We start from the raw sequence: 20819 nt of genomic DNA, 5'->3' as shown, positions 1-20819 counted from the left end.
GCGGTTATCTGTCTGACGTGTCGGGGCGAGCGCGTCTCAGGACGCCTGCGGACCGCCGTCCTCGTCGAGCAGTCCGAGCGCGTCGAGCGCGTTTCGGCGGTCGTCGGTCGGGAGCGTCCGGTACCCCGACTCCGCCGTCACGGTACCGACCGCCACCTCGGCGGGCGAGAACGTCGCGTCGTCGGGGGCCGCGAGCGCTTCCAGTGCGAGGTCCACGCCCGATTCGAGGTCCGCGTCGGCGGCGTACTCGGCTTCGAGGAACTCCCGAATCTCGCCGCTCTCGCCGCCGATGGCCGCGGCGTCCCACGCCGAGGGCGTCCCCGAGGGGTCGGTCTCGTAGAGCACGGGTCGCCCGTCCGTGACGCCCCCGACGAGCAGGGCAGTCCCGTACGGGCGCGCGCCGCCGGACTGGGTGTACTCCTGCACGTGGTCGGCGACTTCCTTGGCGAGCGGTTCGACCGGCATCGGTTCGTCGTAGGTCAGGCGGTCGCGCTGGACGGTCTGACGGGCGAACTCTACGAGTCGGCGGGCGTCGGCCGCGTTGCCCGCCGAGATGACGCCGAGGTGGTCGTCCACCTGATGGAGTTTCTCCACGCTCTCGGCGTCCATCAGCGGCGAGCGCACTCGTCGTCTGGCGGCGAGAACGACGCCTCCGGCGGTCCGGACGCCGACGCTCGAACTGCCGCGCTCGACCGCCTCGCGGGCGTACTCGACCTGATAGAGCCGACCGTCCGGCGAGAAGATGCTGGTTCCGCGGTCGTAGCCCTGCTGGTCGCCCTGCATCAGGCCACCTCCTCGCCGTCGCCCGGCGACTCCGGCGCGGCGGAGTTGCGTTCGCCCTCGTACAGTGCGGCGGGGTCGTCGTAGGTCTCGATGGTCGCGCCGTCCGCGGTGATTTCGGCCACGGTGACACCGTTTCCGCTCGCAGTGTCGCGCTCGATGGCGCTCGCCACGGCGCGGGCCGCGGCGTCGGTCGCTTCCTCGACGCCGAACCCGGGCCGGAACTCGCGTTCCAAGACACCGAGCGCGAACTGGGTCCCGCTGCCCTTGGCGGCGTAGGGCGCTTCGAGGACCGCGCCGCCACCGTCGAGGTCGTAGACGTGCGGTCCCTCGCTATCGACGCCGCCCAGAATCGGCTGGACCATGCGGTAGGGACCGTTACGGAGGAGGTTCCCCGCGTAGGTGGCGAAGGCGTCCACGCTGGGCGGGTCGCCGCGCCGGACGTCGTACTGGTCGGCGTGGGACCGAAGTCGCCGAGTGTAGTCCTGACTGCTTCCGACCGCGCCCGAGAGCGCGACGGCGGCGGTCGGGTGGACCTGCTCGACTTTCTGCGTGTCCTTGCTCGTGACGAATCGGCCGCCCACGCTGGCGCGCCGGTCGGCCATCACGACCACCGCGTCGTCGGCCGCCACGGCGACGGTCGTCGTGCCGGTCTTGGTCAGTTCCGGGTCGGCGTCGGTCGACGAACCGTGTCCGTGTCCGCTACCGGTCTCGCGTCCGCTGCCGAATCCCAGTCTGCTATCGAATTCGTGGGGTGTACCGAACGTCGGTCGGGGGTTGGCGTCTGGCATACAGATGAGATAAGAGTCCCTCCACCGAAAAGTGTTAGCTAAAATATATTTTAGCCGGGGGTGAGAACCGAAGGTCCGACGGGCGTCGGACGGCGGCCTGTCCGAACAGCGTCGCGTCCGGACAGCGGTCTGTCAGAGCAGCGGTAGCGTCCAGACGACGGCGGCGGGCCGACCCCCGAGTGCGGAGAAGAGAAGACCGGTGACAGCGGGCGAAGGACGGAAGACGGCGAGCGAACGGTAGCGGAGGCGTTCAGGGGAGTTCCCGGAGCGCCTGCAACACGTCGTCTATCGGTTCGTTCGTCACGGCCAGCGAGAACCCGTCGAGTCGGGCCATCTTCGGCGCGTGTTCCCAGAGGTCCTCGCGGTCGAGTCCGTGGAGGACCACCGCGTTCGGCGTGGGGTTCACCACGCGCATGGCGACCAGCGGCGACTCGCCGCGAGTGACGTTGGTGAACATCAGCGCCCGACTGGTACTCTGGCCGTAGAGTCGGTAGAACTCCTCGCTGGAGAGTCGGGTGATGGCCTGAATGCTGTCGATGACGGTGTGACCGGTGACGTGTTGCTGGTCGCCGCCCGCGAGTTCGGTCGCGCCCACCGCGTCGTAGAACCGGTCGAGCGCGACCGTGGTTGGGTACTCCCGGAGGTCGTTGACGATGTCGCTCTCGAACCCGGCCGACAGGACACGGGCGTACTGGCGGATGCGGTCGCCGCCGCGGCGTTCGTCGATGTCGAGCAGGCCGGTCACGACCCGCGCGACGACGCCGATGCCCGGACTCGCCCGGCGACCGCTCTCGTAGTCGCTGACGACCGACGACGACACGTCGAGTTGGTCGGCGAGGTCGGTCTGGGAGACCCCGAAGTCGGTCCGCCACTTCCGGAGGGTCGCGCCGGGGTCGTCGCTGAGCGTTATCTCGCCCGCGATTCGCTCGGCGAGGTCCTCGCGGGGGTCGGTGGCTTCGGTCATGGCTTCGACTGCGACGCTCCGGAGCAAAAACGTGTCGAAGTCCGGGTTCGACGGGCGACGAACGCACCGGGACACTGATAACGAGCCACGTTCACTATCCCCACGAATGCCCTCGACGGTTGTCCACGTCGCGCTCGCCGGTCTGGTCGGGACGGCCCTGCTCGCGGAACAGTTCGACGGAAAGGCCGTGGCGGTCGTGATGGCGGCCACCGCGCTCGTGGACTTCGACGTGTTTCTGGGGTTCTGGATACCGGGCGCACACCGGGCGGCGTTCCACACGCTGCTGGTACCACTGTTCGGGGGCGTCCTGCTCTGGGCGGACCTCAGACGACGAGACCAGTCGCTCGTCCGTTCGCGGTGGGGCGCACGTGGCGTCCGGGTCGCGTGGGTCAGTCTCGTCGCGGTCACGTTCGCGGGCATCGGTCTCGACGCGTTCTTCAACGGCGTGAACCTGTTCTACCCGGTCCACGACCGCTTCTACACCTTCTCGGGGAAACTGTTCTACTCGACCGAGGAGGGATTCGTCCAGACGCTCGTGAACGTGGACTTCGAGGCGCTGGTCGAGGCGTTCGCTCCCGAAACGTCCGCTGGCGCGGGAGGCGAAGCGAGTGCTGGCGGCGGCGGCAGTGGAGGCAGTGCGGGCAGTGGCGGAGGCGGTAGCTCCGACCCCGTACGGACGACCGAGAACACCCACTACAGCACGGGCATCGACCCGAAGAAGGGGTCCGAATCGGGCACCGTCGAGCGCCTCTTTCCCATCGCCTACACCGGCGAGCGCGCGCTCCTCGCACTGACCGGTTACTCGGTGGTCGGTCTCCGAGTGTGGATGGAGCGACGCGACTGAGTCAGAGCGGTCCCACCGGCGGAAGAATCCCGGTCTCGACTCACAACTGCTAACAACCTCGTCCGCCAACCGCGGGGTATGACCGACGCCGAGAACGTCCGACTCCGCGCGTACGACCCCGACCGCGACCCCCGCGACCTGTGGGACCTCAAGCGAGGGTTCGAGTTGGGTCTCGGAACGGGCACGGGCGACGACGACAAGCGGGCGACGTACGAGGCGAAACTCACCGAGGAGTACGGCGAGCGGTACCTCGACTGGGTGTTCTGGTGTACGAAACACGACCCGCGGTGCGTGACCGTCGCGGCGGTGGAACCCGACCGGACGACCGCCGACGGAGCGAACGCGGAGGAGGGCAACGCCGACCAAGCCAACGAGGACCGCACTTCGGAAGCGGAGACCCCGGCGCTCGCTGGCTACGTCTTCGTCCTCCCCCAGCAACTGGCGATGATATGGGACGCCGCCGTCCTGAACGAGATTTACGTCAGGCCGGAGTACCGCGGCACCCAAATCGCGGACGACCTGATGGACGCCGCCGTCGAGTTCGCGGCCGACCAAGACCTGCCGCTCGACCGTCTCGTCCTCGACGTGGACCGCGAGAACGACCGCGCCGCGGCGTTCTACGAGCGACACGGCTTCGAGCACTGGGGAGAGATGGTGGCCCGGAAGTTGGAGTAGGCGCGACCGCGAATCGTGGCTACTGGCTCTCTATCGAGTTCCCGCACTCGCTACACAGGTTCAGTTGCCACGAGACCGTCTCCACGATTGGCTGTTCCTGTCCGCAGTACTTACACAACTTCTGCATAGAGAACCAGTCACACGCCCGGCCTTTAGTGGTATGCGAACGTTTTGCACAGTAATTCCGATCGTCAGATCTCTGTCCGCCCTTACTCGTCTTCTCGCGCCACGTAACCGACGGTCGGTGGTGTTCCTGCTCCGCTTTCCGAGGGGTAGTAGACGATTAGCGTCGCGGAAGTAATCACTAACCGAGAACTGTACTCGGACGACCCGACTGCGCCCGTGTCCGCCGAACCGACGCCACTCGGAGCGGTCGTTCGAGCGCCGCGTTCAATCCGCTAACCCGACGGCGGTTCCACCGACCGCGCCGAGGACGAGGGGATAGACCGTGCCCGCGAGCAGAACCGCGGTCACGGGGTCGGTCGAGATAGCTGCCTCGGTGGTCCCGATGGCGTGAGTGGTCGCGAACGCGGCCGCCGCCGAGAGCGGGAGGTAACCGAGCGCGACGGTCGCACCCGCCGCGGCCCGTTCGGCGAGTCCGCCGCGACGACCGTACGCCGCGACGACGCCCGCGGCGAGCAAGAGCACGACCGGGAGCGCCAGCGTCAGCGCCGACCCGCCTTCGCGGGTCACGAAGTTCGCCGTGCGGGTTCCGCCCGCGATGGTCGGGAACCGCGTGGCGACGAAGTGGGCGTTGAGGAAGAGCCACGTCACGCCCTTCCACGCCGGAACGGCCTCGCCGCCGAGCAGTCGAGAGACGAACCCGACGCCCTGCAGCGCCTCCGAGACGGCCGCCGATTTCGAGACGTAGACGACCAGATAGCCGAGCAACCACGCCCCGACGCCCGCAGTCGCGCCGCGGGCCAGCGTGGCGCGCCCGACGAGTCGGTCGGTCTTCCGAGTCGCACGCTCTGCCGTAGACATACAGCGGCGTCCCACGGCCGACGGGAGTATCTTGTGGCCCTGCCACGGCGCGGTTACCATCCGGACACTGCGACTCCAGTGACGGGGGCGGACCGAAGCGTGCCACGTGAAATCACTATTCGCGGGATTCAAGAGACAGGGACAGAAACGTCCTACAAATGATTCTTCGCAACGTCCGCGTGCTGGACGGGAGGGGCGAACGCTTCGAAGGAGCGTCGCTCCGGTTCGACCCCGAGTCCGGCCGAGTCGACGCGGTGGGCGACGCCGACCCCGGAGGCGACGAACCTGTCTACGACCTCTCCGGGAAGACCGTCGTACCGGGACTGGTGGACGCGCACGTCCACTTCTCGCTGTCGGGCGAGGCCACCGTCGCCGACGTGATGGCGATGAACGACGCCGAACTGCTGCTGACCGAAGTCGGCAACGCCCGAAAGACCCTCGAATCCGGCGTCACGGGCGTCCGCGCGATGGGGGCGCGCGACCTCGACGTAGTCCTCGCCCAGTACGTCGCTCGCGGCGAGGTGGCCGGTCCCCGCATGACCGCCAACTGCCGGTCCATCACCATCACGGGCGGACACGGCCACCACCTCGGGCAAGAGGTGGACGGACCGACCGAGTGCAGGCGAGCGGTCCGCGAGCAGGTCAAGCGCGGCGCGGAGTTCATCAAGGTCATGGCGACCGGCGGCGTGACGACGCCCGGCACGGACCCCGACTCGGCCGCGTTCACCGACGAGGAGATGGCGGCGCTGGTGGACGAGGCCCACCGCCGCGGCGTCCACGTCGCGGCCCACGCCCACGGCGCGGCGGGCGCGCGCGCCGCCGTCGAGGCGGGCGTGGACACCATCGAACACGGGACGTTCCTCGACGAGGAGACCATCGACCTGCTCGTGGCCGAGGACGTGGTGCTGGTGCCGACCCTCTCGGCCCCCTACCACATCGTCCGGAACGCCGACCACGCGACCGACGACGCGCTCCAGAAGACCAACGACGTGTACGAGCGCCACCTCGAATCGTTCGCGGCCGCCGTCGAGGCGGGCGTCGATATCGTCGGGGGGACCGACGCCGGGACGCCGTTCAACTACCACGGCACGAACGCCACCGAACTCTCGTTCATGGTGGAGTACGGGATGGACCCCCACGACGCGCTCGTCGCCATGACCGGCAGGGCGGCGGAAGTCGTCGGACTGGAAGACGCCGGTGTCCTCGAACCCGGGGCCTTCGCGGACTTCCTCGTGCTGGACGACGACCCGCTCGAAGACATCGGCGCGGTCCGCGACCCGAGGACGGTCGTCAAGGGCGGCGAGGTGGTCGCGGGCGACGCGTTCGGCGTCGGCGAACTCAGTGGGTGAAGAGGAGAATCCGGTCGGACTCGCGGACGACGCAGAACCGACCGTCGGGCGAGTTGAACCTGTTGTTGCGTTTCTCGGAAATCAGCAGGTCCGAGAAGGCGTCGCCGCAGGCCGGGCAGTCGAGGCCCTTCCGGTTCTCCCAGAACTGGGTGTCGCCGGTGTCCTTGCGGAGTTTCAGCGCGTGCCGGTGGTCGTGAACGTCGAATCGTTCGTCGGTCATGGGGGTCGGTTCTCGTCAGTCCCCCTTCGTCGCTTCGTTCCACTGCTCGCGGGTGACCGTGTAGCGGTGCAAGTCGTCCACCTCGTCGCCCATCGGGACCCAGTTTCGAAGGACACCGTCGTACTGCCCGCCGAATCGCTCGACGTACTTCTCGATGGCGCGCTCGGACCGTTCGTTGCCCTCGTTGAACCCCGCCGTGACGAGTTCGAGACCGAGGCGGTCGAAGGTCAGTTCCATCAGGGCTTCGGCCCGCTCGCCCGAGTATCCTCGACCCCAGAACGGTCTGCGCAGGACGAGTCCGAGTCGTCCGGTTCGGCGCTCCCACTCGCAGTGGAGATGCGCGGTACCCGCGATTTCCCCGGCACGGGGTTCGCCCTCCGTCGGTCGCACCACGTACTCCGCGGCGGTGCCCTCCCGCCAGCGTTCCTCGGCGTCGTCGATGCGGTCGTGGGCCTCCTTCGGCGTGTTCCACGGGTCCTGCGGGACGTACTCGAACACCTGCTCGTCGGCGACGCCCGCCGCGAAGCAGTCGTAGAACGCGAGGGTATCGACCTTCTCGTGGCAGAGTCGTTCCAACAGTAGGCGGTCGGTCTCGATGCGCTCCGGGAACAGGTCGGTCATCTCCCATCGCCCCCCTCGTTGCGGTCGTTCGCGGTCGCTTCGTTCCACTGCTCGCGGGTGACCGTGTAGCGGTGAACGCCCACCGGCCCGTCGGGGGCGAGTCCGGCGTTCCGGAGCAGGCCCTCGTGCTGGCCGCCGTGGGCCGCGACGTACTTCTCGATAGCCCGCCGGGACTTGTCGTTGTCCGCGTGGTGAGTCACGGCTACGACTTCGAGGTCGAGGCGCTCGAACGCGACCCGCATCAGGGCCGCGGCGCGTTCGCCGGAGTACCCCCGGCCCCAGAAGGGCTTGCGGAGCCACGTCCCGAGGACCGCGGTCAGGCGCTCCCAGTCGGCGTGGAGTTCTGTCGCGCCCGCGATTTCCCCCGCGCCGTCCTCGCCCTCCTTCGGACGAATCACGTAGGCGGCGTCTTCGCCCGCCGACCGCGCCTCCGTGCGGGATTCGAGGAACTCCGCGGTCTCTTTCGGCATCTCGTGGGGGTCCCACGAGAGGTACTCGGTTATCTCCCCGATGTTCGGGTTCCGGCGGGAGACGCAACGGTAGAACTCCAACACGTCCACGTTCTCGGGCGTCAGCGGCGTCAACTCCAGTCGCTCGGTCTCGATTCGCTCCAGGAACAGGCCGCCCTCGGTCATCGGTCGGCCTCCGCGGCGCGCTCCGTCGACATGCTTCGAGCGTCGGAGGCCCGAACTAAAAGCGTTGCCCGGGGATGGGGACTGGTGACACTGACTGGGTTCACAGCGCGTCGATCGCCCATCGACTCAGCGTGACGGCGAGCGCGACCAGTCCTTCCAGTCGTGTGAGACGGCCTCTGGTGGCCAACAGCGCCACGACGAACGCCGACAGCGCGACGAGCCAGACCGCCGCGTCGAACGCGACCGGCGACACCGACAGCGGCCGGACCACTGCGGCGACGCCCAAGATACCCAACACGTTGAAGACGTTGCTGCCGAGCAGGTTCCCCGCTGCGATGTCGCTGCTGCCCCGGCGGGCCGCCACGACGGAGGCCGCTATCTCGGGCGTGGAGGTGCCGACGGCCACCACCGTCTCGCCGATGGCCCACTCCGAGACGCCCGCGAGCCGCGCGAGGTCGGTCGCCGACGAGACGAGAAAGCGCGCGCCGACGAGGATCACCGCCAGTCCGCCCACCGCCGCCGCGGCCGACCGGAGCGTCGATCGGTCGACACCCCCGTTCGCTGTCGTTTCACTCGTCTGAGCGCCGGTCGCGGTGTCCGTCGAGCGCCCGCCGACCTCGCCGTCACTGTCCTCCGGAGCGTCGGCGGGGCCGCCGCGGGCGAGCAGCCACCCGACGTACCCGACGAGCAGGACGACCAACACCGCCCCTTCGGCCCGGGCGACGACGCCGTCCCGAACGACCGCGGCAGCCAGCACCGCCGCTACGACCACGACCGGCCCGTCCCGGCGAACCAGCGCACTCGAGGCCGGGACCGGGTTCAGGAGGCCGACGAGCGCCAGCACCACGCCGACGTTGAAGAGGTTAGACCCGACGACGTTGCCCACGGCGACGTCGCCCGCGCCGACGAGCGCAGCGTCGACGGAGGTGGCGAGTTCGGGCGTCGAGGTCCCGAACCCCACCACGGTGAGCCCCACCACCAGCTCCGACAGCCCGGCCCGGCGGGCGATGCGTGCGGCGTTCTCCACGAGGAGCTTGGCACCCACCCAGAGCGCGCCGATACTCGCGGCGACGATAGCGAGGTCGAGTGCGATTGCGGTCGCCTCAGCCATGCGTGCGGTCGAGGACGGAGTACCGTGGTTCTCGGCGTTCGAGTGCGCCCGGTCGTCGTCTCTCGGCCGTTACGGACATCACGTTCACGGTATTTCCGTGTGGCGCGACGTTTGTAGTCGTACCGCCGTCGTCTGGCGCGCCGTCCGTCACCGGGAGGCCGAGGGACACTGCCGGACCGTCGGCCGGGACGGTCGCCTCAGTCGTCGGCGTCGCCTTCTGGCGGGTCGGTGATTTCGACGTGGTCCCGAAGCCAGTCGGTCGCGGCCGCCACCGTCTCAGCGTCGGTGCCGGTGACCTTCAGGCGGCCCGGCGTCGAACCCACGCCCGGATAGCTCCCGACCGACGCGTCGAAGCGCTCCCGGACCTCGTTCAAGCGGTCGCCGAGCGCACCTTCCGGTTCGGGGGTGTAGAGCGTCTGAGAGACCACGTCGCCGCCGAACTCCTCGCCCACCAGTTCGAACATCGCTTTCATCTCCTCGGGGATGCCCGGCAGCACGTAGACGTTCTCGACGACGCAACCGGGTGCCCACCCGGCGTCGGTGGCCAGCGCCCGACTCCCTTCTGGGAGCGACGCCGCGGCGTCGAGGTCGAGGTCGATGTCGTAGTCCTCGGCCAGTTCGGGGTTCTCCTCGCGGAACTGCCGGGCCTTCGCTTCGAGGCGGGCGCGCTCGTCGCGGTCCACCGCGAGGTCCCGGTCGAGGCCGTCGGCGACGGCCTCCATCGTCACGTCGTCGGGCGTCCCGCCGATACCGCCGGTGACGACCACCGCGTCGAACGCCGCGGCCCACTCCCGGACGGTGTCGGCGATGACTCCGCGGTCGTCCGGGACCGTCAGAATCCGGCGCACGCTCCCGCCGCGCTCGTCGATGCGGTCGGCCAGCCACGACGCGTTCGTGTTCACGGTGTCTCCGGCGAGTATCTCGTCCCCGACCGACAGGACGGCGATTTCCATGCCCGAGAGGTGGGCCGTGGTGAACTTATCCGTGTCGGCGCGACGCTCGGCCCGGTCACGCCGCCGACCATCGCCCTCGCTCTCACCGATGAGTCCACCGAAAAGCGGTCCGTTTCGCGCGACAGTATCGGCGTTCGGGCGGGGTATCTCCGGGTGCCCGGCGGATTCAGGACCACTGCACCACCGGCTCTCCGGTCTTCGACCGACGGACGTACTCGGTCTGCATCTCGCGGACGGCGTCCTCGAATCGCTCTCCAGCGTCGAGGTGCTCGGTGACGCGGGTCAGCTTCCAGCGGCTCGGAGTCGTGCGTTCGGTCCAGCGGGCCTCGATGGGTCCGAGGTACGCCTCGATAGCGTCCGACGAAACGCCCTGCTCTCGGAGGCCGCGACGAGCGAAGTCGAACATCTCCTCGTAGACGACGGCCCGGTCCGTCGTATGGTCGCCGTCGGCGGTGATCCACGCCATCTCGGCGTCCAGTCCGTTCTCGACCGCTTCGTAGAAGCTCCGCTCGGCGGCGTCGCGGTCGAGGGTCGCGAGCGGGTGGTCGGCCGCGCACAGACCGCGAACGAGTCCGGCGACCAGACACTGGAATCCGACGTTCTCGTCGATGGTCGGCTGCGTCGGGAGGGGCCGGTACTCGATGCGCACGGACCACTGGTCGCCCCGGTCGACCGGCTGACCCCCGACGACCGCCCGGAGCCACCGCCAGTACGTCCCTCGCTTGTGGTCGAGTTCCCAGAACCGATCCGCGAACGTCTCGCGGTCGCCGTCCGCGAGCCACTCTCGGAGGAACGGCGCACACGTCGGGTCGGCGACGAGTTTGTCCACGCAGTCGCCCACGCCTCGAATCCCGCTGGGAAAGCGAACTTTCTCCCACGCCGAGTTGACCGACTGCTCGAACACCGGAATCCGGAGCTCGTGATAGGTCTCGTCCACGAGTCGGTACGGCTCGTCGGTGTCGTAGAGGTCCGGTGGCAACAGCGGTGAATTGGTCGCTAACGCGAGAACCGGGCCCAGCGTGCGGACAGCGGCGTTGTAGTAGCGCGGAAACGCCTCCGCGTCGGGAACCTGGACGTGGGGCTGAATCGAGTTGGCGAGCGACTCGAACAGAATCGAGGGGAACTGACGCTCCGTCCCCGGAACCGAGAGGGTGAGCGTTCCCCCCGTCCGCGCCAAGACGTCGTTGTCGATTGCGTAGTATCGCGGCGACGGAGTCATGTTCTCGGCGATGGTCACGCCTTCGGACTCGCGCAGGTCTGTCAGGTACGTCTGAGTGCCCTCCGGTGGCGGTATCGTCCACATGGCGTCGAGGACGATCTCTCTCCCCTCTTGGTCGGCGGCGCGTCGCGCGCTCAGGAGTCGTTCGCGGAGCTGGGACGCCTGCGCGTCGATGCCCGCACCGTCGAACGACGTCGGGTCCGTCTGGAACTCGACGCTCTGCAGGCCGAGTTCTCGCTCGCAGTTCCCGTCGAACACGGTATCGGGAACTCGGGCGACCCGGTGTTCCCCGTCGATGGCGTAGGCCTCGAGTTCCAGTCCGAGGCCGAAGTCGGGGTTGTCGAACTGCCCGGCGCGAAGCGCGTCGGTGATCCGGTCGGCCTGCTCGTCCACGCGGCTGTCGAACTCTCTCCGCGCGGCCTCCCCCAGCGAACGGTTGACGAGGTCGATAACCCCCTCCATCAAAAAGATACAGCGAGTTCCAGTCGCTTAGATGTACGGTGTGAACACACCACGAGCAATCTCCGCCGAGATGCTCCGACCAACGAGTCGAAGGGCTCTCCGCAACCACTAAACACCGCTCGCACCTACCTCCCTCCAATGACCGACTGGACCGAGAAGTATCGGCCCTCCTCCCTCTCCGAGATTCGCGGGAACAACAAGGCCCGCGACCAACTGCGCGAGTGGGCCGAGACGTGGGACGACCACCGCGACACCGTCATCGTCCACGGCAGTCCGGGCGTGGGCAAGACCTCCGCGGCCCACGCGCTGGCAAACGACATGGGCTGGCCGACCATCGAGTTGAACGCCAGCGACACCCGGACCGCCGACGTCGTCGAGAAGTTGGCGGGCGGGGCCGCCAAGAATCAGGCGCTCACCGGGAGCGCCGACGGGCGACAACTCGTCATCATGGACGAGGCCGACAACCTCCACGGCAACGTCGATCGGGGCGGGTCGAAGGCCATCACCGACGTCGTCAAGGACGCCGGACAGCCGATGGTCCTCATCGCCAACGAGTTCTACGACATGTCGAAGACGCTCCGGAACAACTGCGAGACCATCGAGTTCCGGGACGTCTACGCCCGCTCCATCGTGCCCGCGCTCCGGCACATCTGCAAGGAGGAGGGCATCGAGTACGAGAAAGCGGCGCTCCGGGCCATCGCGGACAAGAATGACGGCGACCTCCGGTCGGCGGTCAACGACCTGCAGGCCATCGCCGAGACCAGCGAGCGACTCACCGAGGACGACGTGAACGTCACCGGCGAGCGCGACCGGACCAGCGGTATCTTCGAGTTCCTCGACGCGGTGTTCAAGGAGGAGGACCCCCAGAGCGCGCTGCAGCAGTCCTACGACGTGGACGAGACCCCCGACGACCTGCTGAACTGGGTCGAGGACAACGTGCCGAAAGACTACGAGGGCGCGGAACTCGCCACCGCCTACGACTTCCTCTCGAACGCCGACAAGTGGCTCGGCCGGGTCCGGGCCACGCAGGACTACTCGATGTGGCGCTACGCCACCGACAACGTCGCGGCCGGGGTCGCGGCGTCTCGCGACGGCGAGAAGGGCGGCCGAACCCGGTACGGCCCGCCGAGTTACTGGCGGAAACTCGGGAGTTCGAAGGCCAACCGGCGCAAGCGCGACTACGTCGCCCGGAAGATAGCCGAGACCGAGGGCGTGAGCATGTCCACGGCCCGCCGGGAGATGATGCCGTTCCTCGCCGCGATGACCCACCACTGCAAGAACCGCGAGATGACCGTCGCGATGACCGCGAAGTACGACCTCGACGCCGAACACGTCTCGTTCGTCACCGGGTCGGGCAAGGACACGAACAAGGTCCAGAACATCGTGGAGGAGGCCCAGACCCTCCGGGAGAAGGCGGCCGTGGAACACTCCGGGGGCGCGTTCGAGGGCAGTTTCGGGTCCCAGCGCGGCGACGACGCCGCCGACGCGAGCGACGACTCGGACGGACAGGCCGCCGACCCGGCGGTCGAAGCCAGCGGGGACGACGGCGACGACGGTCAGGCCGGACTGACCGACTTCTGAAACCGACGCCGAACGACTACCGGGGCGGCCACACCAGTATCTCGCCGTCGCCCCGGACGGTCACGTCGTGGCCCTCGTACTGGAACGTGATGCTCGTCTCCGTCTCCCGGTCGCGCATCGAGGCGACGAACTCGTGGAGCGCGTCGGGGTCCATGTACTCGTAGAGGGGCGCGAGTTGGGTCACCGAGACGTCGGTCGCCCGCGAAATCGCGCAGGTTATCGCCGAGTCCAGCGTCTCGCTGCCGGACCAGTCGGCCTGCACGCGCAGGGGTGTCTCGCTCTCGTACTCCACCGCATCGACCGTGTGCGTTTCCGTCTTCGACATGCTATCTCGCCGATTCGGACGAGGGCGGACAGGTGCTTCAAGCCCCCAAACGCTGAAATCCGATTACTGGCCCTGAGGACGGGTTGTGGTCGAGTTAATCCGAGTTAAACGCCGCAACTCGACCCTAACCCGAGTAACCCGCTCGTACCGGAAAGAAATCGGCCGTGGAACCCCCCTCGGCACCCCAAAAACGACGCAATCCCTTTTTCCTTGCGCGTCGGACGTACGTGACGAATGGGGGCACGACAGTTCGTAGCGCTGCTCGTCGCGATTCTCTGTCTCTCGACCGCAGTCGGAACACCCGCAGTCGGCACGTCCGCCGGTGAGACGGCGAGCGCGGCCGACGCGACGGCGACTGCGGACGCGTCGCCCCAGTCACAGGTGCAACAGGTCACCCCCGACACCGTCGTCCTCGACGTCCGGGTGGCCGAGAACGGGACCGCGACGTGGCAGGTCGTCTACCGCACCCGACTCGACGACCCCGAGACGGCGTCGGCGTTCCGGGGGTACAAAGCCGACATCGAGGAGAACTCGACCAAGTACAGCCAGCAGTTCGTCTCGCGGATGAACAGCACGATTCACAGCGCCGAGCAGTCCACCGGCCGGGAGATGACGGGGACCAACTACTCGGTCCGGGCCGAAATCCGGGAGTTCCCCCAGCGATACGGCGTGGTGGTCTACTCGTTCCGGTGGCGCGGGTTCGCCGCCGTCTCTGACGACCGCCTCCGCGTCGGCGACTCGCTGTCCGGACTCATCCTCAACGAGAAGACGCGACTGCTCGTCAAGTGGCCCGAGGGCTACGAGGCCACCACGATTCAGCCCAAGCCCGAGACCGGGTACGAGAAGCGCGAGCGAGCGGTCGTCTGGAACGGTCCCATCGAGTTCGCGGGCAACGAACCCCGAATCGTCATCGCCGCGCCCGGCGCGGGCGGACCGAACGTCCCGTGGACGACCGTCGCGGCGGTGGCGGGCGCGGTGGCCGTTCTCGCGGCGCTCGTCGGGGGCGGCTGGTGGCTCTACCGGAACCGGAGCGAGCGCGCCGACGAACCCGCCGACGAACCGCCGGAGGACCTGCTGAGCAACGAGGAGCGCGTCCTCCGCCTGCTCGAACGCCGGGGCGGCCGCGTCAAGCAGAAGGCGGTCGTGGACGAACTCGGCTGGACCGAGGCCAAGACGAGTCAGGTCGTCGGGAGCCTCCGCGAGCAGGGCAAGATAGAGAGCTTCAGGCTCGGTAGGGAGAACGTACTCGCGCTGGCGCAGGAGCAACACAAGTCCTGAGCCGCCTTAATTCGGGTAAATCCGGGTTCAGTAACGGCGGCTTATTGGTCGTCGAACGCGTGGAAACGACCGATGAAACCCACCTTCGTCCTGCTCCTCGCTGGCGTCGCCCTGCTCGGTGCGACGGGAGCGGTCGCGGCCGACACCGGCGGGAGCCAGTCGACGTGGCCCCACGACGACACGACGACCAACGAGAGCAACGCCACCACGATATCGCCGGGCCAGCAACTCGCCGGTGCGGTCGGCGCACAGGGGGCGGCGCTCCAAGGCGAACTCTGGAACCGAACGCTCGCGGACCGACTGGCGAACGCGACCACCGCCGCCGAGCGAGCGGAAGTAGTCGCCGACGAGACCGAGACCCTCGAATCGTATCTAGACGCGCTCACCGGCGTCCGGGGGAACCTCACCGACGCGTGGGCCGACGGCGACCTCTCCGAGGGCGAGTACCGCACCTCGCTGGCGGAGTTCGTCGTTCGAGCGCGAATCGTCGAACTCCGGGCCAACCAGACCGTGCGGGCGGCGACGAACCTCTCGCTGGCGGTGCGCGAACGGAACGGCGTCAACGTGACCCGGGTCCGGAACGTGAGCGAGCAGGCCCACGAACTCTACCAGTTCGAGGGACCCATCGGCAGAGAAGTCGCCAACGAGACGCTGGCCAACGAGAGCGTGCGGAGTCCGTTACCGAAACTCGGTGAGCGCTCTGAGTAGCCGCGGTAGCCCCGATTCGACCCCGTAGCCGCAATCCGGCCCCGCACCCCTCTGCAGAGAGACGGCGCGCGGTCTCAGTACGGGATGACTTCGAAGCCCTGCGGGAGGACGTACCCGAACAGGACGAACAGCACCGCCGCGACGGTCGCGGTGATGACCGCGTACGGAATCTGGGTCCGGACGTGGACGAGGTGGTCGCTTCCGCTGGTCGAGGACGCGAGGACGGTGGTGTCGCTGATGGGCGAGGAGTGGTCGCCGAAGATGCCGCCGCTGAACACCGCCCCGAGGACCAGCGGCAGGTTCGCGCCGGTCGTGAACGCCACGGGGATGGCGATGGGGAACATGATGCCGTAGGTGGACCACGAGCTCCCGTCGGCGAAACTGATGCCCGCGGTGGCGAAGAACAGCAACACGGGGACGAGTCCGGCCGGGACGCCCCGGAACCAGTCGGTGACGAACCCGGAGATGCCGAGGACGGTGACGCTGTTCTGGATGGACGACGCGAGCGTCAGGATGAGCGCCGCGAGGAAGATGCCCTTGAACCCGCGGACCATCGCGTCGGTCGCGTCGTCGTTGCTCGGGATGTCCCCGCGCAGGCGGTAGAGGACCGCCGCAACCACGAGCGCCGCGGTGGCCGCCAGACCGAGTTTGACGCCGCCGATGTTGAACGCCCACGGTCCCGCGGGCGGAATCAACAACTGGTAGTCGCCCAGCGCGAACAGGAGGTTCGAGGCCTCGCCGGGAACGGTGACCACGGGACTGCCGCGCCAGAACATCGCGCCGAGACCGACCAGAATCATGGTGGCGACCGGGACGGCGAAGTTGCGCCAGTCGGGGTCGGCGGTCGGCGACATCTCGTACTCGTCTATCTCCTCGGATATCATGGGGTCTTGGTCGGGGCCGACGACGCCGCCGCCCGAACGGGCGCGCGACTCCTCGCGGCCCATGCCGAAGATGTTGGGGAAGACCTGCCACGCGACGAGACCCGCGAGGACGAGCGCTATCCACGAGTAGAAGCCGAAGAAGAGGCTGTTGAAGAACAGCGGCCAGATTTCGGCGGTCACGGCGCTGGCGCTCTCGCCGGTCCCCTGCACGAACCCGCCCATGTTCTCGGGGAGGACGTTCTGACGCTGGGCCTCGGTGAGACCGCCGCCGATGAAGCCGATGAGCGCCGCGCCCCACGTCGAGTAGAACGCGAGGCGGGCGGCCGGACTCCCGGCCGAGTCCACGTAGTAGGCCAACTTCGCCCGCGAGACGTTGTACTTGTCCGTCAGCGGGCGCATCATCGACCCGACCACCAAGCAGTTGAAGTAGTCGTCGATGTGGACGGCGATTCCGGCGATGTAGGCCGCCTTCTCGGCGTCCGCCGGGGAGTCGGCCCAGTCGGTGAGCGCTTGGAGCACGCCCTGAATCGCCCCGGCCCGAATCATCAGGCCGATCATCCCGCCGATGGCGAAGATGGCGAGCAGGACGTTCTCGACGTACCACGCGGAACTGAACAGCGGCGCGGTCGCCACGAGCGTCGGAATCAACTTGAGACCGAACAGCGCGCCGAGCGCGTTGCCTACGGGCGTCCCGACGAGGTCGGGGGGCACCCCGACCGCGTCCGCGCCGGGCCGCAACGCGCCGTAAATCGGCCCGGTACTCGCTACGCCGACGAACAACCCGATGAGGGCGTCTCGGGTCGTCCACGCCAACGAGATCGCGAGGATGGCGGGGACGAGCGACCACACACCAGCGTCGATACCTTCGAGTGCCATACGTTACCCCGTGGTTGACACTGTCTAATAGAAGTTCCGTACTCCCTATCCTTCATTCACCGGTTATTTCACGCTCGTTGACCGGCCGGAAACGGGAGATTGAAATCGGCAATCGGAAGCCCGTCGGTCGGCCCGGTTACGAGAAGAGGGTCCACCGGACCGAGTCGCTACCGGTCCCGTCCCTCGACGTCGCCGATGCCGGGGATGGCGAACCGCCGTTCCACCGACGACATCACCTTCGACGCCGACAGGACGAGACCGAGGTAGAGCAGCGCGGCGAACGCGTACATCGTGGTGAACTCGAACGTCTCCGACGCGATGGCGTCGGCGCGCTCGAACAGTTCGGGCACGGTGATGAACGCCGCCAGCGACGAGTACTTGATGAGGTAGACAAGTTCGTTCGACCAACCGGGGATGGCGTAGCGAAGCCCCTGCGGCAGGACGACGTGGCGAATCCCCGCGAGCTTCGACATCCCGACCGCGCGGGCCGCGGTCAACTGCCCGGAATCGACGCCCTCGATGGCCGCGCGGATGTACTCCGACTGGTAGGCCGAGCCGTTGATTGTGAAGCCGATGATGGCGACCCAGACGGCCTGCCCGGGGACGATGCCGACGCCGACGAGGGGGAGTTCGCGTATCCACGACGACAGCCCCATGCCGTAGTAGAGGACGAACAGTTGGGCCAGCAGCGGCGTCCCGCGGATGAGTTCGGTGTACCCGAGCGAGAGCCACGCCGTCTTCTCGCCGTACACCCGCGCGACCGCGAGCGGAACGGCGATGACGAACCCCAGCGCGATGGTGGTGACAGTCAGCAAGACGGTCAGCCACGCGCCCTCCGCCAACGCGGGCAGCGCCGACGCGCCGGTCGCGAGGAACGAGAACAGTCCCGCGACCTGCGAGAGCGGCCAGCCGAGGACGCCGAGCGCGTCGGCCGTCGCCGATAGCGACTCGGCGACTCCGGCGAACGTCTCGGCCGGAATTAGCGGCTGGCCGCGCGGAACGACGCCTCCGCCGAGCAGCAAGTCGTTGACCCAGCGGAAGACGAGCCATCCCCAGAACAGCGCCGCGGCCGCGACGCCGAGCCACTGGCGGAGTCCGTACGAGCGCCAGCGCGGGGCCGCCGTCGCGCGGCGAGTGACGTCACTCATGGTCGCCGTGGACCTTGTCGAGGCGACCGAGGAACTCCCCGGTCCGCGCCTTCTCGGGGCTGTCGAACAACTGTTCGGGCGGACCGCGCTCGACGATACTACCGTCTTCGAGGAAGGTGACGGTGCTGGCCGCCGACCGGGCGAACCCCATCTCGTGGGTCACGACCAGCATCGTCATCCCGCGCTCGACCAGTTCGCGCATCACGCCGACCACCTCGCCGATGAGTTCGGGGTCGAGCGCGCTGGTCGGTTCGTCGAACAGCATCAGTTTCGGTTCCATCGCCAGCGCCCGGGCGATGCCGACCCGCTGTTTCTGGCCGCCCGAGAGTTCGGCCGGGTAGGAGTCGGCTTGCGCCGCGAGTCCGACCATATCGAGGTGTTCGTCGGCCACGCTCCGCGCCTCCTCCTTGGAGAGGCCTTTGACTCGCCGGAGACCGAGCGTGATGTTCTTGCGGGCGGTCAAGTGCGCGAACAGGTTGAAGTCCTGAAACACCATGCCGACGTCTCGCCGGAGTTCGTTCACGTCCGCGTCGGGACCCGTCGTGAGTTCGCCGTCGAGGTAGATGTCACCCGAGTTTGCCTCGGTGAGCCGATTGACACAGCGCAGGAGCGTGGACTTCCCGCTCCCGCTCGGCCCGACGACGACTTCGACGTCGCCCCGGTCCATTTCGAAGCTCACGTCTCGGAGGACGCGTTCGTCACCGTAACTCTTCGAGAGGTTCTCGACGCGTAGCAGACTCATGTGGAATCACCTGTGGGAATCGCGAAGACGTTGCCGACGTAATCCAACGTCCGGTTCGTCGCGAACGTCAGCACGAAGTACACCCCGCTGGCGAACAGGATGACCTCCAGCACGGCGTTCGTGTTCTGGACGAACAGGTCGTTGCTCCGGGTCAGCAGTTCGGAGAGACCGATAGCGAACGCGACGCTCGTGTCCTTGAGGACGATAGTGAACTCGTTCTGGAACCCCGGAATCGACCGGCGGAGCGCCTGCGGGACGACGACGTGACGAATGGCCTCGAATCGAGACATCCCGACGGCGCGAGCGGCCTCCATCTGGCCCTCGTCGATGCTCTGTATCGCACCCCGGAATATCTGGGACTGGTAGGCCGCGCTCCGCAGTCCGAGACCGAGGACGGCCGCGACGAACGCGCTCTCGATGGGCGTGCCGAAGTACGCGAACAGCAGGATGACGACGATGGGCGTGCCCCGGAGGACGACGCCGACGTTCTCGACCGCGCCGCTGGCGTACCGGCCGCCGTACACCTCGAGGGTCCCCGCCGGGAACCCCGCGAGGAAGCCGAGCAGGATGCTGGCGGCCGTCAGCGCGATAGTAAGCACTATCCCGCCGAACAGATACGGCAGGTTCTCGACGACGAACGTCCAGTCGGCCGACAGCAGCGGAGTCAACACGGCTCTACGAGTCGCTGAACCACTTGTTGCGGATCTCGGCGTACTTGCCGCTATCGCGAACGGCCTTCAGGCCGGTGTTGAGGGCCTTCTGAACCTCGCTGTCGCCCTGACGCACGCCGAAGCCGTACTGTTCGCCGGTCTCGTAGGTGAACGCGATGGAGACGTCGCGCTCGCTCTGGAACGTCTTGGCGACCGGCTTGTCGATGACGATGGCGTCGATGTTGCCGTTCACGAGGTCCTCGACCGCAAGCACGTAGCTTCCGTAGGAGTTGTAGTTCGACTCGCTCACTTTGCCCTTCGCGATGAGTTCGTCCTTGATAATGCCCTCGCCGGTGGTTCCCTTCTGTGCGCCGATGGGATGGCCAGAGAGGTCGCCGAGTTTCGACGGCGAGAAGTCGCCGCCCTTGCGCACGAGAATCGACTGGTCGGCGCTGTAGTAGGGGTTCGAGAAGTCGATTTTCTTGTCGCGCTTCTCGTTGATAGTCATCGCGCCAGCGATGACGTCTATCTTCTCGCTACTGAGCGCGGGCATGAGTCCCTTGAACTCGAACTCCTCCCATCCCGAGAGCGTGTACTCGCTCTCGGAGACGACGGCTTCTAGCAGGTCGATGTCGAAGCCGACGAGTTCGCCGCCCTGTTTCATCTCGAACGGGGGGAAACCGGGCGCGGTACCGGCGGTTAGCTTCTTGTCGCCGCCGCTTCCGGTGAGACTACCGATACATCCAGCAGTTCCAGTCAGGCCTGCGACACTACCCGCACCGACGACCTTCACGTAGGTACGACGGTCCATATCGACGGAAGTTCTGCGTTCCATACTGGCATAGGAGGGAGACTACGCTTTTGAACCTTTCTCACCAATTCCATCCCCCAAAAATTGCGAGAAACGAGTTACGTCTCGTTGTTTCGTCGGTAAATATAGTAATTCTTTCACTATCGAGTCGCGGGTGGCGACGATGCTTCGGGTCGCGGTCGCGGGTGACGACGGGCGGCCACGGGCG

22 protein-coding genes are annotated in these 20819 nt (G+C 67.6%); 6 read left to right on the top strand and 16 right to left on the bottom strand.

Annotation, left to right across the window (positions count from 1 at the left end; genetic code table 11):
- Positions 1-36: 36 nt before the first annotated feature.
- The 3 genes from NGM06_RS02595 to NGM06_RS02585 form a co-directional block, all read right to left on the bottom strand.
- Positions 37-783, bottom strand: a complete 747-nt coding sequence (locus NGM06_RS02595) for an archaeal proteasome endopeptidase complex subunit alpha (protein ID WP_254268802.1) — start codon at positions 781-783, stop codon at positions 37-39.
- Positions 783-1571: an Ntn hydrolase family protein gene (locus tag NGM06_RS02590; RefSeq protein WP_254268801.1), complete on the bottom strand. Its 789-nt coding sequence runs from the start codon at positions 1569-1571 to the stop codon at positions 783-785. The genes NGM06_RS02595 and NGM06_RS02590 overlap by 1 nt, the downstream gene beginning before the upstream one ends.
- 250 nt (positions 1572-1821) lie before the next feature.
- Positions 1822-2535, bottom strand: a complete 714-nt coding sequence (locus tag NGM06_RS02585) for a helix-turn-helix domain-containing protein (RefSeq protein WP_254268800.1) — start codon at positions 2533-2535, stop codon at positions 1822-1824.
- A 106-nt stretch (positions 2536-2641) separates the two neighbouring features.
- Between NGM06_RS02585 and NGM06_RS02580 the strand changes: the two genes are divergently transcribed.
- Entirely contained in the window at positions 2642-3379 is a 738-nt protein-coding gene (locus NGM06_RS02580) for a metal-dependent hydrolase (protein ID WP_254268799.1), read from the top strand.
- A 78-nt stretch (positions 3380-3457) separates the two neighbouring features.
- The gene (locus NGM06_RS02575) at positions 3458-4054 is read left to right on the top strand and encodes a GNAT family N-acetyltransferase (RefSeq protein ID WP_254268798.1); all 597 of its coding nucleotides are present in this window, start codon (positions 3458-3460) and stop codon (positions 4052-4054) included.
- Between the two features lie 390 nt (positions 4055-4444).
- Here NGM06_RS02575 and NGM06_RS02570 read toward each other — a convergent pair whose 3' ends face one another.
- Positions 4445-5038, bottom strand: coding sequence for a DUF7978 family protein (locus NGM06_RS02570; protein ID WP_254268797.1), 594 nt, complete (start codon positions 5036-5038; stop codon positions 4445-4447).
- Positions 5039-5196: 158 nt separating this feature from the next.
- On the opposite strand from NGM06_RS02570, the gene NGM06_RS02565 reads away from it, so the two are divergent.
- The gene (locus tag NGM06_RS02565; RefSeq protein WP_254268796.1) at positions 5197-6387 is read left to right on the top strand and encodes a metal-dependent hydrolase family protein; all 1191 of its coding nucleotides are present in this window, start codon (positions 5197-5199) and stop codon (positions 6385-6387) included.
- On the opposite strand, the gene NGM06_RS02560 is transcribed toward NGM06_RS02565, so the two are convergent.
- The 6 genes from NGM06_RS02560 to NGM06_RS02535 all read right to left on the bottom strand — a co-directional run bounded on the left by NGM06_RS02560 (position 6377) and on the right by NGM06_RS02535 (position 11608).
- Entirely contained in the window at positions 6377-6607 is a 231-nt protein-coding gene (locus NGM06_RS02560; protein WP_254268795.1) for a DUF7385 family protein, read from the bottom strand. The two genes, NGM06_RS02565 and NGM06_RS02560, sit on opposite strands and share 11 nt — an antisense overlap.
- A gap of 15 nt (positions 6608-6622) precedes the next feature.
- The gene (locus NGM06_RS02555) at positions 6623-7219 is read right to left on the bottom strand and encodes a GNAT family N-acetyltransferase (protein ID WP_254270066.1); all 597 of its coding nucleotides are present in this window, start codon (positions 7217-7219) and stop codon (positions 6623-6625) included.
- A gap of 5 nt (positions 7220-7224) precedes the next feature.
- Positions 7225-7848 carry a GNAT family N-acetyltransferase gene (locus NGM06_RS02550; protein ID WP_368410504.1) on the bottom strand — a complete coding sequence of 208 codons (624 nt, stop codon included), beginning with the start codon at positions 7846-7848 and terminating at the stop codon, positions 7225-7227.
- A gap of 115 nt (positions 7849-7963) precedes the next feature.
- Positions 7964-8974, bottom strand: a complete 1011-nt coding sequence (locus NGM06_RS02545) for a calcium/sodium antiporter (RefSeq protein ID WP_254268793.1) — start codon at positions 8972-8974, stop codon at positions 7964-7966.
- Positions 8975-9171: 197 nt separating this feature from the next.
- Positions 9172-9927: a competence/damage-inducible protein A gene (locus NGM06_RS02540; RefSeq protein ID WP_254268792.1), complete on the bottom strand. Its 756-nt coding sequence runs from the start codon at positions 9925-9927 to the stop codon at positions 9172-9174.
- A gap of 166 nt (positions 9928-10093) precedes the next feature.
- Complete coding sequence (locus tag NGM06_RS02535; protein ID WP_254268791.1) at positions 10094-11608, bottom strand: glutamate-cysteine ligase family protein; 1515 nt, start codon at positions 11606-11608, stop codon at positions 10094-10096.
- A 138-nt stretch (positions 11609-11746) separates the two neighbouring features.
- Between NGM06_RS02535 and NGM06_RS02530 the strand changes: the two genes are divergently transcribed.
- Positions 11747-13189, top strand: coding sequence for a replication factor C large subunit (locus tag NGM06_RS02530; protein ID WP_254268790.1), 1443 nt, complete (start codon positions 11747-11749; stop codon positions 13187-13189).
- Positions 13190-13205: 16 nt separating this feature from the next.
- Here NGM06_RS02530 and NGM06_RS02525 read toward each other — a convergent pair whose 3' ends face one another.
- On the bottom strand, positions 13206-13514 hold the full coding sequence (locus NGM06_RS02525) for a HalOD1 output domain-containing protein (protein WP_254268789.1): 309 nt from the start codon (positions 13512-13514) through the stop codon (positions 13206-13208).
- Positions 13515-13748: 234 nt separating this feature from the next.
- Between NGM06_RS02525 and NGM06_RS02520 the strand changes: the two genes are divergently transcribed.
- The gene (locus NGM06_RS02520; RefSeq protein ID WP_254268788.1) at positions 13749-14792 is read left to right on the top strand and encodes a helix-turn-helix transcriptional regulator; all 1044 of its coding nucleotides are present in this window, start codon (positions 13749-13751) and stop codon (positions 14790-14792) included.
- Between the two features lie 72 nt (positions 14793-14864).
- Positions 14865-15500 (top strand): hypothetical protein, encoded by a 636-nt coding sequence (locus tag NGM06_RS02515; protein WP_254268787.1) that lies wholly within the window; start codon positions 14865-14867, stop codon positions 15498-15500.
- 74 nt (positions 15501-15574) lie between these two features.
- Here the strand turns inward: NGM06_RS02515 and NGM06_RS02510 are convergent, their stop codons facing one another.
- From NGM06_RS02510 to NGM06_RS02490, 5 genes are all read right to left on the bottom strand, one after another.
- On the bottom strand, positions 15575-17260 hold the full coding sequence (locus NGM06_RS02510) for a Na+/H+ antiporter NhaC family protein (protein ID WP_254268786.1): 1686 nt from the start codon (positions 17258-17260) through the stop codon (positions 15575-15577).
- A gap of 167 nt (positions 17261-17427) precedes the next feature.
- Positions 17428-18408 carry an amino acid ABC transporter permease gene (locus NGM06_RS02505; protein WP_254268785.1) on the bottom strand — a complete coding sequence of 327 codons (981 nt, stop codon included), beginning with the start codon at positions 18406-18408 and terminating at the stop codon, positions 17428-17430.
- Positions 18401-19150 carry an amino acid ABC transporter ATP-binding protein gene (locus NGM06_RS02500; protein ID WP_254268784.1) on the bottom strand — a complete coding sequence of 250 codons (750 nt, stop codon included), beginning with the start codon at positions 19148-19150 and terminating at the stop codon, positions 18401-18403. The genes NGM06_RS02505 and NGM06_RS02500 overlap by 8 nt, the downstream gene beginning before the upstream one ends.
- Positions 19147-19821 carry an amino acid ABC transporter permease gene (locus NGM06_RS02495; RefSeq protein ID WP_368410460.1) on the bottom strand — a complete coding sequence of 225 codons (675 nt, stop codon included), beginning with the start codon at positions 19819-19821 and terminating at the stop codon, positions 19147-19149. Before NGM06_RS02495 ends, NGM06_RS02500 begins: the two co-directional genes overlap by 4 nt.
- 4 nt (positions 19822-19825) lie before the next feature.
- The gene (locus NGM06_RS02490) at positions 19826-20635 is read right to left on the bottom strand and encodes a basic amino acid ABC transporter substrate-binding protein (protein WP_254268783.1); all 810 of its coding nucleotides are present in this window, start codon (positions 20633-20635) and stop codon (positions 19826-19828) included.
- Between the last annotated feature and the right edge of the window lie 184 nt (positions 20636-20819).

The sequence above is a fragment of the Halorussus aquaticus genome (assembly GCF_024218795.1).
GTDB classification, from domain to species: domain Archaea; phylum Halobacteriota; class Halobacteria; order Halobacteriales; family Haladaptataceae; genus Halorussus; species Halorussus aquaticus.
The sequence above is the reverse complement of the archived record's forward strand: the minus strand, read 5'-3'. Positions and strand labels throughout refer to the sequence as shown.

Excerpts from the sequence above, each read along its gene's own strand:
- NGM06_RS02595 (WP_254268802.1), bottom strand. The coding sequence starts at position 783 with ATGCAGGGCGACCAGCAGGGCTACGACCGCGGAACCAGCATCTTCTCG.
- NGM06_RS02590 (WP_254268801.1), bottom strand. The coding sequence starts at position 1,571 with ATGCCAGACGCCAACCCCCGACCGACGTTCGGTACACCCCACGAATTC.
- NGM06_RS02585 (WP_254268800.1), bottom strand. The coding sequence starts at position 2,535 with ATGACCGAAGCCACCGACCCCCGCGAGGACCTCGCCGAGCGAATCGCG.
- NGM06_RS02580 (WP_254268799.1), top strand. The coding sequence starts at position 2,642 with ATGCCCTCGACGGTTGTCCACGTCGCGCTCGCCGGTCTGGTCGGGACG.
- NGM06_RS02575 (WP_254268798.1), top strand. The coding sequence starts at position 3,458 with ATGACCGACGCCGAGAACGTCCGACTCCGCGCGTACGACCCCGACCGC.
- NGM06_RS02570 (WP_254268797.1), bottom strand. The coding sequence starts at position 5,038 with ATGTCTACGGCAGAGCGTGCGACTCGGAAGACCGACCGACTCGTCGGG.
- NGM06_RS02565 (WP_254268796.1), top strand. The coding sequence starts at position 5,197 with ATGATTCTTCGCAACGTCCGCGTGCTGGACGGGAGGGGCGAACGCTTC.
- NGM06_RS02560 (WP_254268795.1), bottom strand. The coding sequence starts at position 6,607 with ATGACCGACGAACGATTCGACGTTCACGACCACCGGCACGCGCTGAAA.
- NGM06_RS02545 (WP_254268793.1), bottom strand. The coding sequence starts at position 8,974 with ATGGCTGAGGCGACCGCAATCGCACTCGACCTCGCTATCGTCGCCGCG.
- NGM06_RS02540 (WP_254268792.1), bottom strand. The coding sequence starts at position 9,927 with ATGGAAATCGCCGTCCTGTCGGTCGGGGACGAGATACTCGCCGGAGAC.
- NGM06_RS02535 (WP_254268791.1), bottom strand. The coding sequence starts at position 11,608 with ATGGAGGGGGTTATCGACCTCGTCAACCGTTCGCTGGGGGAGGCCGCG.
- NGM06_RS02530 (WP_254268790.1), top strand. The coding sequence starts at position 11,747 with ATGACCGACTGGACCGAGAAGTATCGGCCCTCCTCCCTCTCCGAGATT.
- NGM06_RS02525 (WP_254268789.1), bottom strand. The coding sequence starts at position 13,514 with ATGTCGAAGACGGAAACGCACACGGTCGATGCGGTGGAGTACGAGAGC.
- NGM06_RS02520 (WP_254268788.1), top strand. The coding sequence starts at position 13,749 with ATGGGGGCACGACAGTTCGTAGCGCTGCTCGTCGCGATTCTCTGTCTC.
- NGM06_RS02515 (WP_254268787.1), top strand. The coding sequence starts at position 14,865 with ATGAAACCCACCTTCGTCCTGCTCCTCGCTGGCGTCGCCCTGCTCGGT.
- NGM06_RS02510 (WP_254268786.1), bottom strand. The coding sequence starts at position 17,260 with ATGGCACTCGAAGGTATCGACGCTGGTGTGTGGTCGCTCGTCCCCGCC.
- NGM06_RS02505 (WP_254268785.1), bottom strand. The coding sequence starts at position 18,408 with ATGAGTGACGTCACTCGCCGCGCGACGGCGGCCCCGCGCTGGCGCTCG.
- NGM06_RS02500 (WP_254268784.1), bottom strand. The coding sequence starts at position 19,150 with ATGAGTCTGCTACGCGTCGAGAACCTCTCGAAGAGTTACGGTGACGAA.
- NGM06_RS02490 (WP_254268783.1), bottom strand. The coding sequence starts at position 20,635 with ATGGAACGCAGAACTTCCGTCGATATGGACCGTCGTACCTACGTGAAG.